This window comes from Chloroflexus islandicus (genome assembly GCF_001650695.1).
GTDB lineage: Bacteria > Chloroflexota > Chloroflexia > Chloroflexales > Chloroflexaceae > Chloroflexus > Chloroflexus islandicus.
Genome location: NZ_LWQS01000092.1, coordinates 1 through 16,495 on the forward strand (window position 1 = coordinate 1; position 16,495 = coordinate 16,495).

Here is a 16,495-nt window from a genome sequence, read left to right on the forward strand (position 1 = left end):
GACAGCGCGTGGTATGGCCTGCGTGCGTGGTGCGAACAGGGCTTCACATGCACCAAACGCGGTGGCTGGCAGTGGCAAATGACCCAGATGACCGACCCCGACCGCGCTGCACGGCTGTGGCTCGCCCTCGCGCTGGCGATATTCTGGATGGTGACCATCGGCACCGATCGGGAAACTGGCCCGCCCGAATCCTGCCCCGACCTGCCGGATCTCCGCCCGTTGGTGGGTGGTGTCCGCCACGGCCGGATGCGCCACATCCGGCTGGTGCGCCTTGGCTGGTTGTGGCTGCTCGTCCAATGGATCCAGCAGGCGCCGTTGCCGCTGCCGCAGCAGTTGGTTCCCGAACCGTGGCCGATCACTCCGCCCCCACGCGCACGGGATCACCCGCCCGCACCGCTGGCATCCGACGACCGGTGCTCGCCGCAGGAGGTGAGCCGATGAAATACCTACCCCCGAAAGGCGTCCCACCCCCCGCGGCTTGGACGAGGCTAAAAGACCCTTGCCAAAAAAATTATGTTTAGCAGAAACGAAATTATACCGAAGATTTGATGATATTAGTGAAAATACTTTATTCGCTGTATATAACATAACCGTTCTCAATGCAACCTACGAATCAGTCTTTCTATCCTCAACCTATTTCCTATTTGCCAGAAGTTGAAGATGTCAATAAATATTTTTAACATTTTAAATTGTGTTTGTTTTATTTTTATTTTATGCAGTATTTGCTTAAAATCTATCTAATTTTTACTATTGAAAATGATATTATTTTTTATATCTAATGAACAGTGACACCAACAACGATATTGCACTCATTCCGACTTACTGAACGACATACTTATCAAAGCAACTATTAGCAACTTATTTCATCATGAGCTAACTACCGCCATTTGGACATTTCGCACAACATTAATGGGCACATATCTTAAATTTAAGATATTGCCACAATTATATGAAAGAACCATACTACGTAAGAGAGACCATTATCGAACTATATCAGCTCAGTGAAACACTACTCGCTTAGCCTACACCTGCTGCACAAGAGCATGGCCTTGCTGCTGCACAATGATCCAGAAGTGCAACGGCAGGCGGCTGAATTGCTGCTCACTACAGTTGGCGCGCATATCTTCACGGTGTTGCGCCGCCAGCTTGCTTCCGCCGATGAAGCGGAAAAAGCCAATGCATTGCGCGCATTGCAGACCCTTGAACAACACGGGAGGCAGCGGGTAGAGCAACGACCGTTTTCCGGGTTGCATTTTGAGACGTTGGGCGCGCTACGGATATACGTCGGCAACCACGAACTCACAGCGCACGAGTGGGCAGCTTTTAACCGCAGCCATGCCGGATGGCAAAAGGCGCAGGCGCTCCTAGCGTATCTCTTCCATTACGGTCAACGCGGGATGACGATTGAAGCGGCGCTGGCCGCTATTTGGCAAGATCGAGCGACGGCCAGCGCTATTTCACGCACCTTGACTGCGATTCGCTATGTGATCGGTGAACTAGGCGGCGCCGATCTCGCCAAGCGAGCGCTCATCTCAGAGCAAAACCGGCTCTGGCTATCCCCGATGGTCTGTAGCAGTGATGCTGCGTTGTTTGAACGCGCCGTGCAGTATGCGGAACAAATCGAAGCCGAATTTGACTTCGAGTCGGCTCTGCCTCATTACCAACATGCCTGCTCGTTGTATGGCGGTAATTATTTGGTAATGGTTGATCTCTATGATGAAGATATTGAGGACTACCGGCAACAATTAATTACTACCTATTTATATCTTGTGGAACGTATTTCTGAGTATTATTTTTCTCAGCAAAATATTCCACGTTGTATTGACTGGTGCCTCCGCGGATTGCGCATTCGCGCGACCGATGAACAGCTCGTCGTGCGCTTGCTTGAGTGCTATGCCCGCCAGCGCCGTTCCGCCGATATCGAACGGTTGTATCAACGTTACCGGCGCCATCTGGGTGGTATGCCGGACGATGACGACGAAGTAGAGCGATGGATGCGCCAGTGGCGGAGGTAATTTTATGTAAATGTAATCCGAAGTAAAGGCGAAAACTGTTTGGTACAGTTAGATAAGCGACGTATAGTTATATTGCAAGGTGTATTCTGGTGAGATAACCTATGCCATCTATCACGATTGAAATTCATTACGGGCCCCAGCTTTCTAAAGAGGGCAGCATTGAACGCAGCACGAAAATTAGTGAACTTATTAACGATTTAATAACAAAACTTAATAGACCAATGTTTAATGAAAAAGATCAAAAAATCTGCTACGGCTTGTTTTATCAGGATGGCACTCGGATCCCCGATGATGCACCAATTGGCGAGAAGGTCAGGTCTGGCGCGATTGTGTATTTCTCCGATGTCAACAATCTGTGGTTCTTATCACCAAGCCCGCAATTGCCGGGTACAGCCCCGTTGAAGCGCAAACCGTCGCGCACTGACTCTGAACCGCCGCCCCCGCCGCCGCCCCCGCCAACCTATGGATGCCGGCTGCATTTGGCGCACGGCGTGATCCATGCCGTTTCTTATGACAAAGTAACGATTCATCGCCAGTTTCTCCTCAATCACTTGCCGTCCGGCGAACGGATCCGGCAAGATGTCCAATATCGCATGACTGGCGATGCGCCAATTATGCATGTGAGCCGGGATCCCCATTGCGAGATCGTCCGGCAAGGCAACCAATGGTATGTGCGTGCGCTCCAGCCGGTTTATGTCAATGGCAAGCGCTACGACCACGGCGCCACGTTGGCCGTGCAGCCGCCGCAAATGACCGTCGTGGTTGGCCGGAATGGATGGCCGATTACGATCGAACTCTTTTCTCCCTAGCGGCTCTCGCAGCGCATGGTGCTGCGGTAGCTATATCGTTGGGCAATAGTCTCAGGATGAAGGAGGTATCCCCCTTATGCCAGCCATTAGTCTCGATCCGGATCAGGCACGAGCAACTGCATCTGCCTTTGACAGCAGCCGGAGCAACATCGAAAGCTCGCTTAGCACCATGATGAGTTCGGTCAGCCAAGTGCTGTCAACATGGAACGGCCAAAGCCGCCAGCAATTTGAGAATGAATGGGAACAGTGGTCGCAGCGTCTGCGCAATATGATGGAGGAGTTGCAAGGCTTGGCGAATGGCTTGCGCCGCGAAGCTGATGAATTTGAGGCGGCGGATCGCTCATTCCTCAGCGCTTAGCATTCAGGCCGGCGTTATCAGGCGTCGTATCGGGCGAGGGTTGCCCGCGCGCGCAACCCTCGCCATTGCATGCCAGTGGAGATGTCAGCATGGCTAACGCATCCGTGCAATCCTTCAATCGGCCACCGCGCATTATCCGGCCCTTGCCGCGCGAGGAAGTAGAGATCCCAGCGCCGCCGCCGCCGCCGAATATCTCCATGAGCCAACCGCTGGCGATGATTCTCCTCCCAACGATGACCGGCGTCTTCTACCTGATCGTTGTCCTTGCCCGCGGCAACCAAGGCGGCAATCTATGGTTGTCGCTGCCGATTGTGCTGATTTCGTTTGTCAGCGCCGGGATCGGGTGGTGGATGTATCGCGAGCAGCAACGGCGCAATGAAGCAGCGCAGCGCGCATACCAAAATACGTATGCCGAGGCGGTGCAACGGGTGCGCAAGCGGCTTGAGCGACTGACCGAAGAACAGCGGCGCATCTATCATGCAAACTACCCTGATCCGCGCGCAGTGATCGAGATTGTGAAACCGGATCAGTTTGAGGCATTGCCTGACACCCGGCTATGGGAGCGCCGTCCGAGCGATGAGGATTTTCTGTTCCTGCGCATCGGGATCGGGAGCCTTCCCACTTCTTTGCAACTAAAAACGCCCCGCATCAACGAATTTCAGTTTTCGCCCCAATTAAAAGAATTGATCCAACTCGCTGAAGATTTTGCGACCGTCAAAGATGTGCCGATTGCGCTGCCGTTGCCACAGCTTGGCGCAGTTGGCATTGCCAGCAGCGCTGATAAGAAGCGGATTGAGTTTGCTTATTGGCTGATCTGGCAAGTGACCGTCCACCACGCGCCGCAAGATGTGCGGTTAGCCGTCTTCTGGGATCACGCCGATGACCAGTTTTGGTCATGGTTGCGCCGGTTGCCCCATACACGCCCGTTTGATGATGATTCGTATCGCTTGCTCGCGCGCTACAACGGCGATCCTGATCACCTGCAGCAAGTTGCGGCAGTGCTGCAACGTGAACTGCAACAACGGAGCGAATATGGCCTCCAGCATCAACCGCGCATTGTGGTCGTGCTGGATCAATACGACACTTTTGCCAACGCCCATCCGGTCTTCGATGCCATCATCGAGCGTGGCCGCGCATTGGGGATGTACGCGCTCTGTCTCGTTCCGGAAACGCGCCTCACACCTTCGGCTGCTGGCGGCTACGTTGATCTCGATCGGGGACGTTTGGCGATCGCCGGCAAAGAGGGTGGCGAGCGCCAATTCACGCCTGATTATGCTGCCAGCCAAGCCTGTGGCGACCTAGCGCGCAAGCTGGCCTCGCTCGGCGACCAAATGGCTGTGTCAAGCGGTGAATTGCCGCGATCGGTGCGCTTTTCTGAATTGCTTCGTCTTGGCGATTTGAAAACATTCGATCCGGACGCCACGTGGCAGGATCCCACCGAACCAAACAAAAGCTGGAATAAGGTGGAAGTCGGGCTAGACGGTCCAGACTCGCCGCTCTTCATCGATCTCAATGAAGGGATTCATGGCGTGCATGGCATTATCGCCGGCACGACCGGTTCCGGCAAAAGCGAGTTTCTACTCACCTTCCTAATGGCGCTGGCCGTTCGCCACAGTCCTGACCGGCTTAACTTGCTGTTAATCGACTTTAAGGGCGGCGCGACATTTAAGGATATTGCCGGCTTACCGCATACCGCCGGGATGGTGACCGATCTGAGCGGCAATGAGGCCGAGCGCGCCCTGATAGCGATGAACAGCGAGCTTGACCGGCGCAAACGCCGCTTGCAAGAGGCGGGATGCGCGAATATCCGTGAATATCGCCGCTTGCAACAACGTCGGCCAGAATTGCCGCCAATACCCAACCTGATGATTGCGATTGATGAGTTTGACGAAATGATGCGGGATTTTTCCCGAATTTGGCGATGAACTGATCCGGGTCGCCAAGCAAGGACGCAGCTTAGGCGTGCATCTGCTGTTCGCCACCCAACAGCCGTCATTAGTGAAAGAGGGTCTGACTCGTAATTTGACCTACCGCATTGCGTTGCGCCTCACCTCGCCCGACGATAGCAAAACGTTGCTCGGCATTCCCGACGCCGCCTATCTCACCACCGACACCCCCGGGCGCGGCTATTTCCGGGTGAATAAAGATGTCCAACAGTTCCAATCGGCGCGGATAACCCTCCCCTACCAGCCGCCCCTGAGCGGCAGCGGTCTGCGTGAGATAGATGCTACTGGCCGGCGAAGAGTTGAGAATACCAGAATCGAACAATTTTTGCATAGCCTCATCGCGCAATGGGAACGGGCCGTCGATATCGAAACGCTGGAACAACTGATTAATGATGAGTTTCGGAAACTGTTTCCACGCGATCTCACCGAGCAAGAACGGCAAACCGTGGCCAAACGTCTCTTACAGGTGCGCAGTCCGGATGGCCTGCGCGAAACGGTGCGCAGCCTGTTTGAGCAGATTCAACGCACTGTCGATACTGAATTGTCGCTGATTGTCAGCGCGATGCAACAGCGGCAGCCGGCCAATTATGCAGCGCAGAAGTATCGGGTCTGGACGGCGCCGCTGCCGTCATTATTGCCGTCGCACTGGTTGCCATCAGCAGTCACCAGTGCGGGGATGCAGGTTCCGCTTGGCCTGCTCGATTATCCGGCGCAGGCCGAGCAACGGCCGCTGCTGTACAACCCCTTAGGCGCTGATGGCAATCTGCTGATCGTCGGTGCGGCGCAATCCGGCAAAACGACGGCGCTGCGCGCGTTGATGCTGGGGTTGGCCGCGCGCTATGGCCCTGATCAACTCTGGATATATACCATTGATCAAACCGGTCGTGGTTGCGGTTTATGGAATCCGGATCAGGCTAGTTTGCCCCATATCGCCGGTGCGATCACACCGCAGGAGTCAGCCGCACCCGGCGACACCCGCTCACACAGCGCGAGTTTGCCCCATATCGCCGATGCGATCACGCCGCAGGAGGATCAGCGGCTGGAACGGCTGCGGGTTGAGCTGGAAGATATGCTCGATGAGCGACGTGACTTGCTGCGTCGCTACGGAGAAGAGAACCTGCTGGCCTATTGGCGTCGTCGCCAAGATGACCCATCCCTGCCGCCACCGCCGCCGGTCGTGTTGGTGGTCATTGATGGGGTAAGTGCGTTGGCAGAAGAATACAGCCAAGCTTTGATCGCCTTCTTGCGTGATGCCCGGCCCTACGGCATCGTCGCGGCCATCACCGGCGCCACGTACAAAGAGGTGCAGAAGTGGTTAAGCGTGTGCGAGACCCGGATTGTATTGCGGGTCAATGATCAAGAAGACTCTGATCAGTTGCTTGGCAAAAAATTCGCTGCCCGGATTCCGCCTAGCTTGCCCGGACGGGGTTTTTGGCGCTCAACCGAAGGGGCGGTTGAAGTGCAGATCACGTTGCCAATGGCGTCAGAACTGCCACCCGAGCAAGCGACCGATGCCGAGACCTTTGTCGATCCAGTCGACGAAGCGAAGGCATTGGTAAAGCAGATTCGCGATCGGTACGCCGGCGCGCCGGCACCGGTGCCGCTGCGCCTGCCTGAGACGTATATCGATCTCGATACACTGCTCGCCGAGGTGGCCGCGCCGGCAGCGCCCTTTGCCCGCGATACGCTGAAATTCACGCCGCTGGTCTTCGATATTGATAACACGATACCGCATCTATTGATTGCTGGCGGGCCGGGAAGCGGGAAATCGGCGGCGCTGCAAACGCTGCTGACAACGATTGCAGCGCGTTCGCACCCTGAAGGTGTGCAGTTTGCGCTGATCGATTATCGCAAACGCACCCTCGCGCCCTTCGCTAACAGCCCATTTGGACGCGATTGGCCGGTGACCGTGCCCGATCCAGTCCCATTGGCGCCTAATCCACCGACGAACCGCCAGAATTGGAAGGGAGAAGCAGAAACGATTCGCATGGCGGTGAGCGATGGTCAGGCGGCAGGTTTGTGCATAGCGCTCTACGACGAGCTACGCAACCGCGTGCAGCATGGCCGCTCGCAGCCGCGCCTCTTTTTAGTGGTGGACAATCTCGACTTAATGACTGGCAACGAAGCCGGCTATCTTGGCTTGTTAGCCGGATTTTCCATGCGGAGCGGTGATATTGGCTTTCACGTCATCATAACGGCCACTGAATTTAATACCTCTAACCAACTCGTCAAGGCGATGCTTGCCCAACGTTGCGCGCTGTATCTGGGCAAACCGAGCGAGCCGAACAGTGACATTTCTAATTTGGCAGGCACCGGCGTGAAATGGATGAAGAAATGGGCAATGGCGCCATTCCCGCCGGGACGCGGCTTGCTGCGTTTGCCTGATCGCCAACTGATGGTGCAGGTCGCGCATGCAACCGATGCAACTATAAAGCGTTACGTAACATCGCTAGCGCCAGCCAGTATGTCGCAACACAACGGTCATGGTGCGTCTGTAACCGATGGCGCAGCACCCGCTGCCGCGAGCAATGACGTAGCATAATAAGGAGGGAATGCTCATGAGCGATTACCAACTGTGGCGTTATCTTGAACAGTATGCCGAATTGCGCAATGGTTGGTGGTATGGAATCGCAGCATTGCCGGCCATCATTTTGGCCATTTCCGCGTATCTGTTGATGATTTTGGCCATGCGCCGGCAAAAGAATCTGGCCATTGCCGGATTATGGCTACTATTGGCCGGTATACCGGCAGTGTTGATTGGCCCCTCATTCTATGTCAGCCTCAGTCTGGGTGCGGCAGCGCAGCGGATTGGCTTTAACACGCCAGCCAATGAGCAAGGCATTGCGCGCGCGCAAGCGCTGCAACTTAGCGCCGCGCTCGATCAAGTAGCAACCCTCGGCATTACCGGCGCCGCTCTGTCAGTAGCCGCAATGTTGGCGGCGGTCATCCTTGGCGGGTACGCGCCCCAATTGACGCGCACCATTACCGAAACGTTCGAGAAAGTGTCTGAAACCGTCACCAAAACCCTGACGTCGGTCGTTGGCGGCGGCGGCCGTAAACGAACGGTGCGTTCGCCTTACGGCAAGTTTAAGGTGGAACGCAGCGCAACGCACTCAGGCACCGAGCACGCCGTGCGAGATGGGATCGTGATCGGCAAGATGAATGCCGATATCATCATCACCGATCCGTTAGTCTCGCGCCGGCACGCGCGGGTGCATGTGCAAGACAGCCGAGTATTGCTGGAAGACCTTGGCAGTACCAATGGCACCTTCGTCAGACGCGACGGGCGTGATGAAGAGTTGAACGGCACACCTTTTGAACTGCGGCACGGCGATGAGGTGTACCTTGGCCCGCCCGACGAGCCGGACGCGGTAGTATTGCGCTATATCCGGGAGAGCTAGCGATAGGGCCTGCTGAGTAGATAACCGCCGATAGCAGGATGAACGAGCAACCATCATACGTGTTCTTTCTTCATAACCGCTACGGAGTATCGCTATGAAACTGGCGCGTTTCCTCGGAGCAGTGATAGCAATTGGATGGTGGGTAATGTGGGCAGGAACGAGTTTTGCCCAAAGCAGTCTTTGCTCATCACCCGGGCTCAATGTGCTGGCGGCCACCCAAACCCAGCGCACCGTCACGATCCAATTCAGCGTCTGTGACAATAATGGCGTACCCCTGAGCGGTTACACCCAAAATGCGGTGCGGCTGAACGAAGATGGCCGCCCCTTGGCGAATGTTTCCTTTCAAGCGTTGACGGCCGATCAGACCAATCCGGCCTTGATAGCGCCGCTCGCCAATGGGAATGCGGTGGCGCTCAGTGCAATCCCGGCCAGCATCGGGATCGTCTTCGACGCCACTCAATTACTGAACGGAAGCGGGAGCAACCTTGGTGATCATATTGGCGCCGGCCGGATCGCGATCGAGTCGTTCCTCCTCGAATCGGGCGACCCGCCGCCGCCGCGCACGATTGTGCCGGCCAATCCTGAACGGGTGGCAGTCTTTATTCCGGCTGACCAACCCGGCCAATCGCTGCGACCGAATGACCTGCCTGACTTTACTGCCGATCGCTACCTTGTGATTAATACCTTGCGGGTTGGGTTGCCGGTGCGGCAAGGCAAGACCAATCTTTTCGCCGCAGTGCAGGCCGCGATTGAAGCGACTGCGCGCGATGCGCGCCAGCGCGGCGCGCCAGCCTTGGTGCTCGTGGTCAGCGACGGCGGCGATGCGCTGACCGGCGATGCCTTCAACTCGCTCGTCAGCCAAGCGACGCAGCAGAATGCGCGCATCCTGACTTTTGGCGTCGGCACCGATCGCGCCTTGCAAAACAACGGCTTCCGCTTGCAGCAACTGGCCGAGTCAACTGGCGGACGCTACTGGCAACGGCCGAGCGCAGACGATGCCGGCGCCGCGTTTGCCCAATTCATGACGGCCAATCCAACGTCGATCTATACGGTTAGCTATGAGACTGCAATCATTGATGATGGCCAACCCCATCAGGCAACGCTCGAAGTGGCGACGCCAGCCGGCAATCTCACCTACACCATGCCGATCAGCGTTACCGGCAGCGGCAACAGCGAACTCTTGCCGGTGTGGGACGTTCTCATACGCCAGTACTTCCTGCTCGCCGTGCCGGTTTTGATCTTGGTCACTGCTATCGTCGTGCTCATCATGGCCCTATTCCGAGGTGGTATCAACTCGGTTACCCAAGCGCCAACGAAGAGGTAAGGTATGGTTTCGCTGCCAAGCCGTTATAGCTCGTCGGAACTCATCGGCAAGGGTTTATCCGGCGCAGTTTATCGAGCGTACGATAAACAAACCCATCGCGATGTCGCCATTAAGGTGTTCGTGAAAAAACCGGAAGGAATCGTATGGCAGTATTTCACGAACGAAGCGACTACCTTGCGCAAGCTCACCGAACACCGGCGCCATCCGCATATTCTTGAGTATATCGACAGTAATTTCCAGAAATCGCCCTACTATTTAACCACCGCGTTTGTCGACGGAGTCGGCCTGCATGAACAGATCGGCGGCAGACCGCAACCGGCGTGGTTGGTCGCTTCCGTGGTTGACCAAGTTGCGAGTGCGCTTGATTATCTGCACCACGGCCACCCGCAGATGAGCCCGATTGTGCATCGCGACATCAAGCCGCAAAACATCCTGCTTGATCGTCGCTACAATGCGGTCGTGATCGATTTTAGCATTGCCAGCCACGAGGGGTTTGGCATTGAAGACGAAAAAAACATCGGCACTCCCGGCTATATGGCGCCTGAGCAGTATGCCGGCGCCGGCCATGAAAAGCCGGCGTCAGATCAATTTGCCTTGGCCATCGTGGCAATCGAGATGCTTACCGGCAAGGCGCCCTTGCCCAACCACACGAAAACGGCGCTTGCCAAATTGCAGCAGTGGCAGGAAACCGATTATGCCGAGATTAAGCGTTCGCTCGGCGCGCGGCTCCCACGCGCGACAGAGGTGCTGATCAAGGCGTTACACCACGATCCGGCCCAGCGTTACCCCAATTGCGAACTGTTTGCCGATGAGCTGCGCCGGGCATTAGCAGCCGACGGCGAGGTTGTGACCCCGCCAGCGAACCTGCCGCCGATGAAAGCAGCGCCCGGGCGGACAGCCAGTGTCGAGCGAGTCGATCTCCGGCGTCCAGAGAGGGTTGTGTTTAGCTTGTTGGTTGTGGCAGCAATCGTGGTCTTGCTGATTGGAATATGGATCGTCTCATCACCAGTGACGGGAAGCGCCAAAACGACTGCAGCCACGACACCCGCCCAACCAACCCTAGCGCCATCACCCACCTCGCAAGTTCCGATCACCGGCGGGCAAATAGCTGTTACGCCAGCAAGCATACCCACGCTGGCCCCCATCGCCACGGCCACGACAGTGCTAGTTTCGCCAAATACAACCGTGATTATGAAGCAGCGCGAACCATTGCGGGCAGGGCCATCCACCGATACGAAAATTATACTGTGGATGCCGCAAGGCGCGACAGCCGAACGAACCGGGCGTGAAGAGCGGACCAGCTCAGGCTTGATATGGTACGAAGTTGTCTATCAAGGGCAAATCGGCTGGTGTCGCAGCATCTTTTGCCAACCACAATAAGGAGCGCGGCATGAGTTTCAACACCAGAGAAGTTGATATCGATGCACGCACCGATCAGGGGCGGCAACGCACGAGTAACCAAGATAGCGTTGGCCGCGCTGATGAAGCGCAGGTTGATCGCAGCCTGCGCGAACGCTATGGCCGGCTCTACCTCGTCGCTGACGGCGTGGGCGGGAATGCTGACGGCGCCGATGCGAGCCGGCTGGTCGTCGAGCACGTCATAGACACCTTCTACTATGACCCCGATCTGCCCGACAACCCGGAAGAGCGATTGCCGGCAGCCATCAAGCGCGCGACCAACATCATCCATGACGAAGCGAACCGCCGCCGGAACAATATGCGCTCGACCGTGGTTGCGGCGGTCGTGCATCAAGACCGGTTGATCATCGCAAATGTCGGCGATAGCCCGGCTTTCTTGATTAGACCCGGCCAAGCGCCTAAGCAATTGACGGTGGCCCATATTCATCGGGGGAAAAACGGCAGCAAAGGCGCGCTGGCCCAAGCAATGGGGGATGAAGAGGTCTTCCCGGCCAAATTTGCGACCGCGTTTCAGGCCGATGATATTGTGGTGTTATGTTCCGATGGCCTGACCGATTTGTTGGCGCCGGACGAGATTGCCGCAATAGTCACGCGCTATCCGGCCGAACAGGCCACCAAGCACTTGATCCGTGAAGCGAACAAGCGCGGCGGGCACGATAATATCAGTGTCGTCGTGGTGCGCAATGGCCCGCCGCCGGCAGTGGTCGCACCAGAGCCGCAGACAGCGGTGAATCCGCACTGGTTGCTGGTTGGCGGCGCTGTGGTCATTGTAGTCGCAGCAATGATCGGCGCGTTTCTGTTATTCAATTTCCTAGGCGCTGATGAGGAATCACCGCCGGTAGCGCCACCGGGGAACGGCGCTCCCACGATCGCCACCTCGGCGGCGAATCCGGATAACAACCCCGGCGCGTCAATCTTTGGCGGCCCGCCTACGGCGACACTGGCCGGAATGCCCTCACCGACTCCCTCCCCTGAGCCGCCAGTACCGACCAAGCCACCATCAGGACCGCAAGGCCCTAACCGCACGCCGCGTACTAACCCGACGGCAACACCCATCCCGCCAGCGCCGGCCAACCCGCCGGCAGCAACTGACACACCGGCGCCGCCGCCGGCTCCCACTGACCCGCCGCCAGCGCCCACTGACCCGCCGCCGGCACCTACCAACCCACCGCCGGCACCTACCAACCCACCGCCGGCACCTACCAACCCACCGCCAGCGCCTACCAACCCGCCGCCGGCTACGACCGGGCCGACAACGCAGCCGACGCCTGAGACGACAACGCAGCCGACGCCTGAGACGACAACGCAGCCGACGCCTGAGACGACAACGCAGCCGACGCCATAGATGTAGGTGAGTCGGGCAATGAAGCGCAACGATCGATGACATCGAAAGGTTCCGGTTATGGCTCGATATACTCTTCATCTCAGCGAACAACGGACCGAACAAGGCCCATTAGATGATAACGCGCCGGTCTGGTTGGTGATAGAAGCAATTGTCGCAACCTATCAGTTGCCGCGCCATGATGCGGATGACCGGCCCATCCACTATGCCTTGTACACCCAAGACCGGCGCCGGCTGAGCGGTGAAGTGACACTGGCGCAAAATAACGTCGCCCCCGGCAGCGAGTTGTGGGTCGCCGACCGCCGGCAGCCGTGGTGGATGGCGCAGGCGAGCGATGCGCCGCCGGCGCCACTCCCGCCGCCGCCGAGCCGGCCATGGTGGCAGCAGGGCCAGACCTTGCCCCTCATCGGGATGGGAGTACTGGTATTTGTTGCCATGGTCGGCGTCCTTGTATACATCTTGTTGCAACCTGCCACGCGAACTTCCGCCAGTGTAGCGTCAACTGGCCCCGGCGCCAGCGTCGCCGCCGCTTCACCGCCGACAGCGACGTTAGCACCAGCGGTAAGCGCTCTCGCCGCCGGATCGAGGCAGGCTACGGCCACATTAGCGCCGGCTAGTACGGCTACGCCAACCGCAACCTTAGCGCCGACCGCCACGCCGGCGCCGCAAGTTCCCCAGCTTACTGTGAGCGGCATCCGGCGCGAATATATTCCGATCCGGCCGAGTTATTTCTTTCAGGGCCGGACGAGCCTTGGGGCATACTTGTTTGCCGACGACCAGTTGCTTAACCGTTTGCCAGCTACTCAGGGTAACGTTGTGTTGAGCGAGGGCGATACAGTTGAGCTCTTGCAGGATCTTGGCGCAATTTACCAAGTGCGTGTGAGGACAAATAAACTTGACCCTGATGACCCGAAAGTGATCGGTGCGATTGGGTATGTTTCTGCATGGATTGTCACCAACGAGAATGTACCGCCTATTCCAACACCCACCCCGCGCCCGACGCAAGAACCGCCACGGCTGAGAGTCAGCAAACTTAACTCGAATGATAGTCCAAGTTGCTTCTCAATGCAGATCAGAGGAATTAATGCCACTGGTTGGAGGATGCGAGTTGATGGCACGAATCTTAGCGGTACGTTTGATGGGGCTGGCAATGCCCGCATCTGCGGTTTGCGGAATTATCAAGAGGGGACCTATACCATCTATGACCAATCAGGTCAAGCAGTACCCGGCGGTCGCGGCATTCCGGTGCGCGGCGGCGACATTATGATCGGCGACTGGCGCTAGCGGAAGCGAAGCATATTTGTCGTACAGTTGGCTGCTATGTAAGAAAGGAGGTTCACCATGGGCCTGATTGGCGCCGATATCGACCAATTGCGGGCAACCATCGCCACGATGCGGCAAGGGAGCGCAACCCTGCAAGAGGCATTGCAGCGAGCGATGCAGGCGATGCAGGCGATGCAGAGCGGGCCATGGGCCGGCCAGCATCGCCAGCAGGCCGAAGCGGTGTGGGAGCGGATTCAAGCCCAGTTTACCCCAACGCTGAGCGCGCTTGAGCACCTCACAGCGCGTACTGAACACTTTGCGAACAATCTGGCCGAAGCTGGACGCAGTTTCTACAACCCGGCCCAGTTGGTTTATCCGGTGGGCACGCATCAGCATGTCAGCCCACCGGTAGTCACACACCAGCATGACACCCAGCCGCCGGGTGCAACCGCGCAGGAAGCGATCAGCGATGAATTATGGCTCATAGAACGGACTGGTGAACTATTCGACGGCTTCCTGAAAGCAGTAGAAGGTCTCGTTATTTTGGGAAAAAGCATTGTTATTAGGAAAGGACTATCGGTCAGGCCAGGAACCTCCTATCCAAAACAGCTCAAGATATTTGGCACAAAAGAGACGTTAGAGTTAACGTTTCTTAATCCACATCTTAGGCACATGAAGGGTAATATTGGCAACATTACCAAACATTTTATTGCCAACCCTACATGGAAAGCTTTTAAGGAAGAGTTTAAAAACGCTCCATCAACTTTCGGGATTTCGTTTGCATTTGGCCTCGCCACGAATGCCTACGATAATTGGAATGAATACAAAAATGATTCGCAAGCTGTGCAGAAAATGGTCGTTGGCACCACGATTGACGCTGCGGTTGATGCTACCTGTGTCACAATCGGCACAGCGGCGGGCACATTCGTAGGCGGCGCTATCGGCGGTACACTGTTAGGAGCATGTAGCGGCGGCTTGCTTGCACCGCTTGGAACAGCCATTGGGGCGCGGGTCGGCGGGTGGTTGGGAGGTTGGGCTGGAGAATGTGTAAGTGAAAACATAGTGAGGAAGTGGGATAAGTATCAAGATTTTAAGCAGTATTCTGTTCAGCAAGGGGCCGATTTGATTGATAAAGCGGTTGAAAACACGACGCAAATGGCGGCGCAAGCGAGCCAAACCGCCCAACAAGCGCTCGAAACGACCAGCAAAGCCGCCCAACAGTTGATCGAGCAAGGACAGCAAGTGCAGCAGGCGGTCAGCTATTGGGTCGATGATAAGCTGAAATCGTGGCTGAACTGGAAGTGAACGGCAGCGATGCACGGTATGTTGGAATCGGTTTCGACCGTCGATCCGCGCAGTTGTTGGCTTGCCGGCGCCGGCCAAGCACTCGCAACTATTTCATAAGGAGTCATTTCTATGGTTTCAACCATTCGTCTTTCGACTGATGAACTGGCATTTGCTTTTCTCGTCAACGATCAGCCGGTCGCAGCGCAGCAGATGCTCTTGAGCAGCGTTGGGCGCGAGTTGAGCAAAGAAGAAGCGCAGGGGCGCCTAGCCGCGGCGGGAAATATCTTGTTTGGGCAGGGGTTAGTTGATATTCGCGAGGATGGCTCGCTGATTTCGGCGCCGATCTTGAGCGAAGTGGCCCGGGTATTGACTGCGGCTGCGGCGACGTTGCGTTTTTCCCTTTCTGCCCCAGCCGGTCAGGCGGTGTTGTCCTACCATTTCCTCAATGACGCGATCTATGAACACTGGCTCGAACGCGGGATCGTGCATGTAATAGCTCGGGTGAGCGATGAAGCGATTGGGGAAGGGTGCGTCAATTTCTTTGCGCTCGCCGAACGGCCAGAAAGCCCGACTGCTGACGCGCTGCTCCCTGATGCGGTGTTTCGCCAAGCTATGCGTCAAACTGAGGTGGCCGCCGCCGCTGATTTGTTGCGCAGCCACGGAGTTGCGGAAAGCCTTTGCGCGTTGTTGGCGGAAGATATGGTGCAGACCCAAGCGATCGGTGATATGCTGGCCATCTATTACAGCGGCACCGAGCGGGCGCCAATGTCGGATGAGGGCCGGCTGGTTGTGCTGGGCCAGCAGCGCTATTGGCTCTTCCAACCGCTGCGGCAAGGCGATGAGGTGTGGGTAAAACTGCTGCCAAGCACGATAGCGTCAATGCGCGAGCACGCGCAGCAGTTGGCGCAGGTGTGCCGGCAGATTGCAGCTCAAGCGGCATTAGCCGCCACCAACGGCGCCAAGGCTGTCAACGCAGAGACGCAAAGCGAGCAGAGGCGCAGAGACGTTTAACGCAAAGCCGCGAAGACCGCAGAAGGCGCAAAGGTTTTTGGGGATGGCGATAGTAGAGCCGAACGGCTGTCCGGCTCCGCCAAAACGCAGAGACGGTCAACGCAACGACGCAGTAGAGCCGGACGGCTGTCCGGCTCCGCAAAGCCGCAGAGACGGTCAACGCAACGGCGCGGTAGAGCCGGACGGCTGTCCGGCTCCGCAGAGGGCGCAAAGATGTTTTGTGGGATGGCGATCATCCACGCTCCCCTCCCCCAGCGGGGGAGGGGCCGGGGGTGGGGGCACAGCTCCCCTCCTCCAGCGGGGGAGGGGCCGGGGGTGGG

The 16,495-nt window shown here is 57.2% G+C and carries 12 protein-coding genes and 1 pseudogene; all 13 read left to right on the forward strand.

Annotated elements, in window-relative coordinates; translation table 11 throughout:
* A pseudogene (locus A6A03_RS20670) lies at window positions 1-441 on the forward strand (hypothetical protein); the annotation flags it as partial.
* Window positions 442-1,001: 560 nt separating this feature from the next.
* Window positions 1,002-2,015, forward strand: a complete 1,014-nt coding sequence (locus A6A03_RS17145) for an AfsR/SARP family transcriptional regulator (protein WP_216636357.1) — start codon at window positions 1,002-1,004, stop codon at window positions 2,013-2,015.
* Window positions 2,016-2,116: 101 nt separating this feature from the next.
* Window positions 2,117-2,824, forward strand: coding sequence for an FHA domain-containing protein (locus tag A6A03_RS17150; RefSeq protein ID WP_172812330.1), 708 nt, complete (start codon window positions 2,117-2,119; stop codon window positions 2,822-2,824).
* Window positions 2,825-2,900: 76 nt separating this feature from the next.
* Window positions 2,901-3,182, forward strand: a complete 282-nt coding sequence (locus A6A03_RS17155) for a WXG100 family type VII secretion target (RefSeq protein WP_066790736.1) — start codon at window positions 2,901-2,903, stop codon at window positions 3,180-3,182.
* An 89-nt stretch (window positions 3,183-3,271) separates the two neighbouring features.
* Entirely contained in the window at window positions 3,272-5,107 is a 1,836-nt protein-coding gene (locus A6A03_RS17160) for an FtsK/SpoIIIE domain-containing protein (RefSeq protein ID WP_066790738.1), read from the forward strand.
* A 37-nt stretch (window positions 5,108-5,144) separates the two neighbouring features.
* On the forward strand, window positions 5,145-7,670 hold the full coding sequence (locus A6A03_RS17165) for an FtsK/SpoIIIE domain-containing protein (protein WP_066790741.1): 2,526 nt from the start codon (window positions 5,145-5,147) through the stop codon (window positions 7,668-7,670).
* A 16-nt stretch (window positions 7,671-7,686) separates the two neighbouring features.
* Window positions 7,687-8,529, forward strand: a complete 843-nt coding sequence (locus tag A6A03_RS17170) for an FHA domain-containing protein (protein WP_066790744.1) — start codon at window positions 7,687-7,689, stop codon at window positions 8,527-8,529.
* A 94-nt stretch (window positions 8,530-8,623) separates the two neighbouring features.
* Window positions 8,624-9,853 (forward strand): vWA domain-containing protein, encoded by a 1,230-nt coding sequence (locus A6A03_RS17175; protein WP_156525375.1) that lies wholly within the window; start codon window positions 8,624-8,626, stop codon window positions 9,851-9,853.
* 3 nt (window positions 9,854-9,856) lie between these two features.
* Window positions 9,857-11,233: a serine/threonine protein kinase gene (locus A6A03_RS17180; protein WP_066790747.1), complete on the forward strand. Its 1,377-nt coding sequence runs from the start codon at window positions 9,857-9,859 to the stop codon at window positions 11,231-11,233.
* 10 nt (window positions 11,234-11,243) lie between these two features.
* Window positions 11,244-12,617, forward strand: a complete 1,374-nt coding sequence (locus A6A03_RS17185; protein ID WP_066790749.1) for a PP2C family protein-serine/threonine phosphatase — start codon at window positions 11,244-11,246, stop codon at window positions 12,615-12,617.
* A gap of 57 nt (window positions 12,618-12,674) precedes the next feature.
* Window positions 12,675-13,898 (forward strand): ubiquitin family protein, encoded by a 1,224-nt coding sequence (locus tag A6A03_RS17190; protein WP_066790751.1) that lies wholly within the window; start codon window positions 12,675-12,677, stop codon window positions 13,896-13,898.
* 57 nt (window positions 13,899-13,955) lie between these two features.
* Window positions 13,956-15,182, forward strand: coding sequence for a WXG100 family type VII secretion target (locus A6A03_RS20755; protein ID WP_082909005.1), 1,227 nt, complete (start codon window positions 13,956-13,958; stop codon window positions 15,180-15,182).
* Window positions 15,183-15,293: 111 nt separating this feature from the next.
* Entirely contained in the window at window positions 15,294-16,175 is an 882-nt protein-coding gene (locus tag A6A03_RS17200) for a hypothetical protein (RefSeq protein WP_066790753.1), read from the forward strand.
* Window positions 16,176-16,495 lie beyond the last annotated feature (320 nt).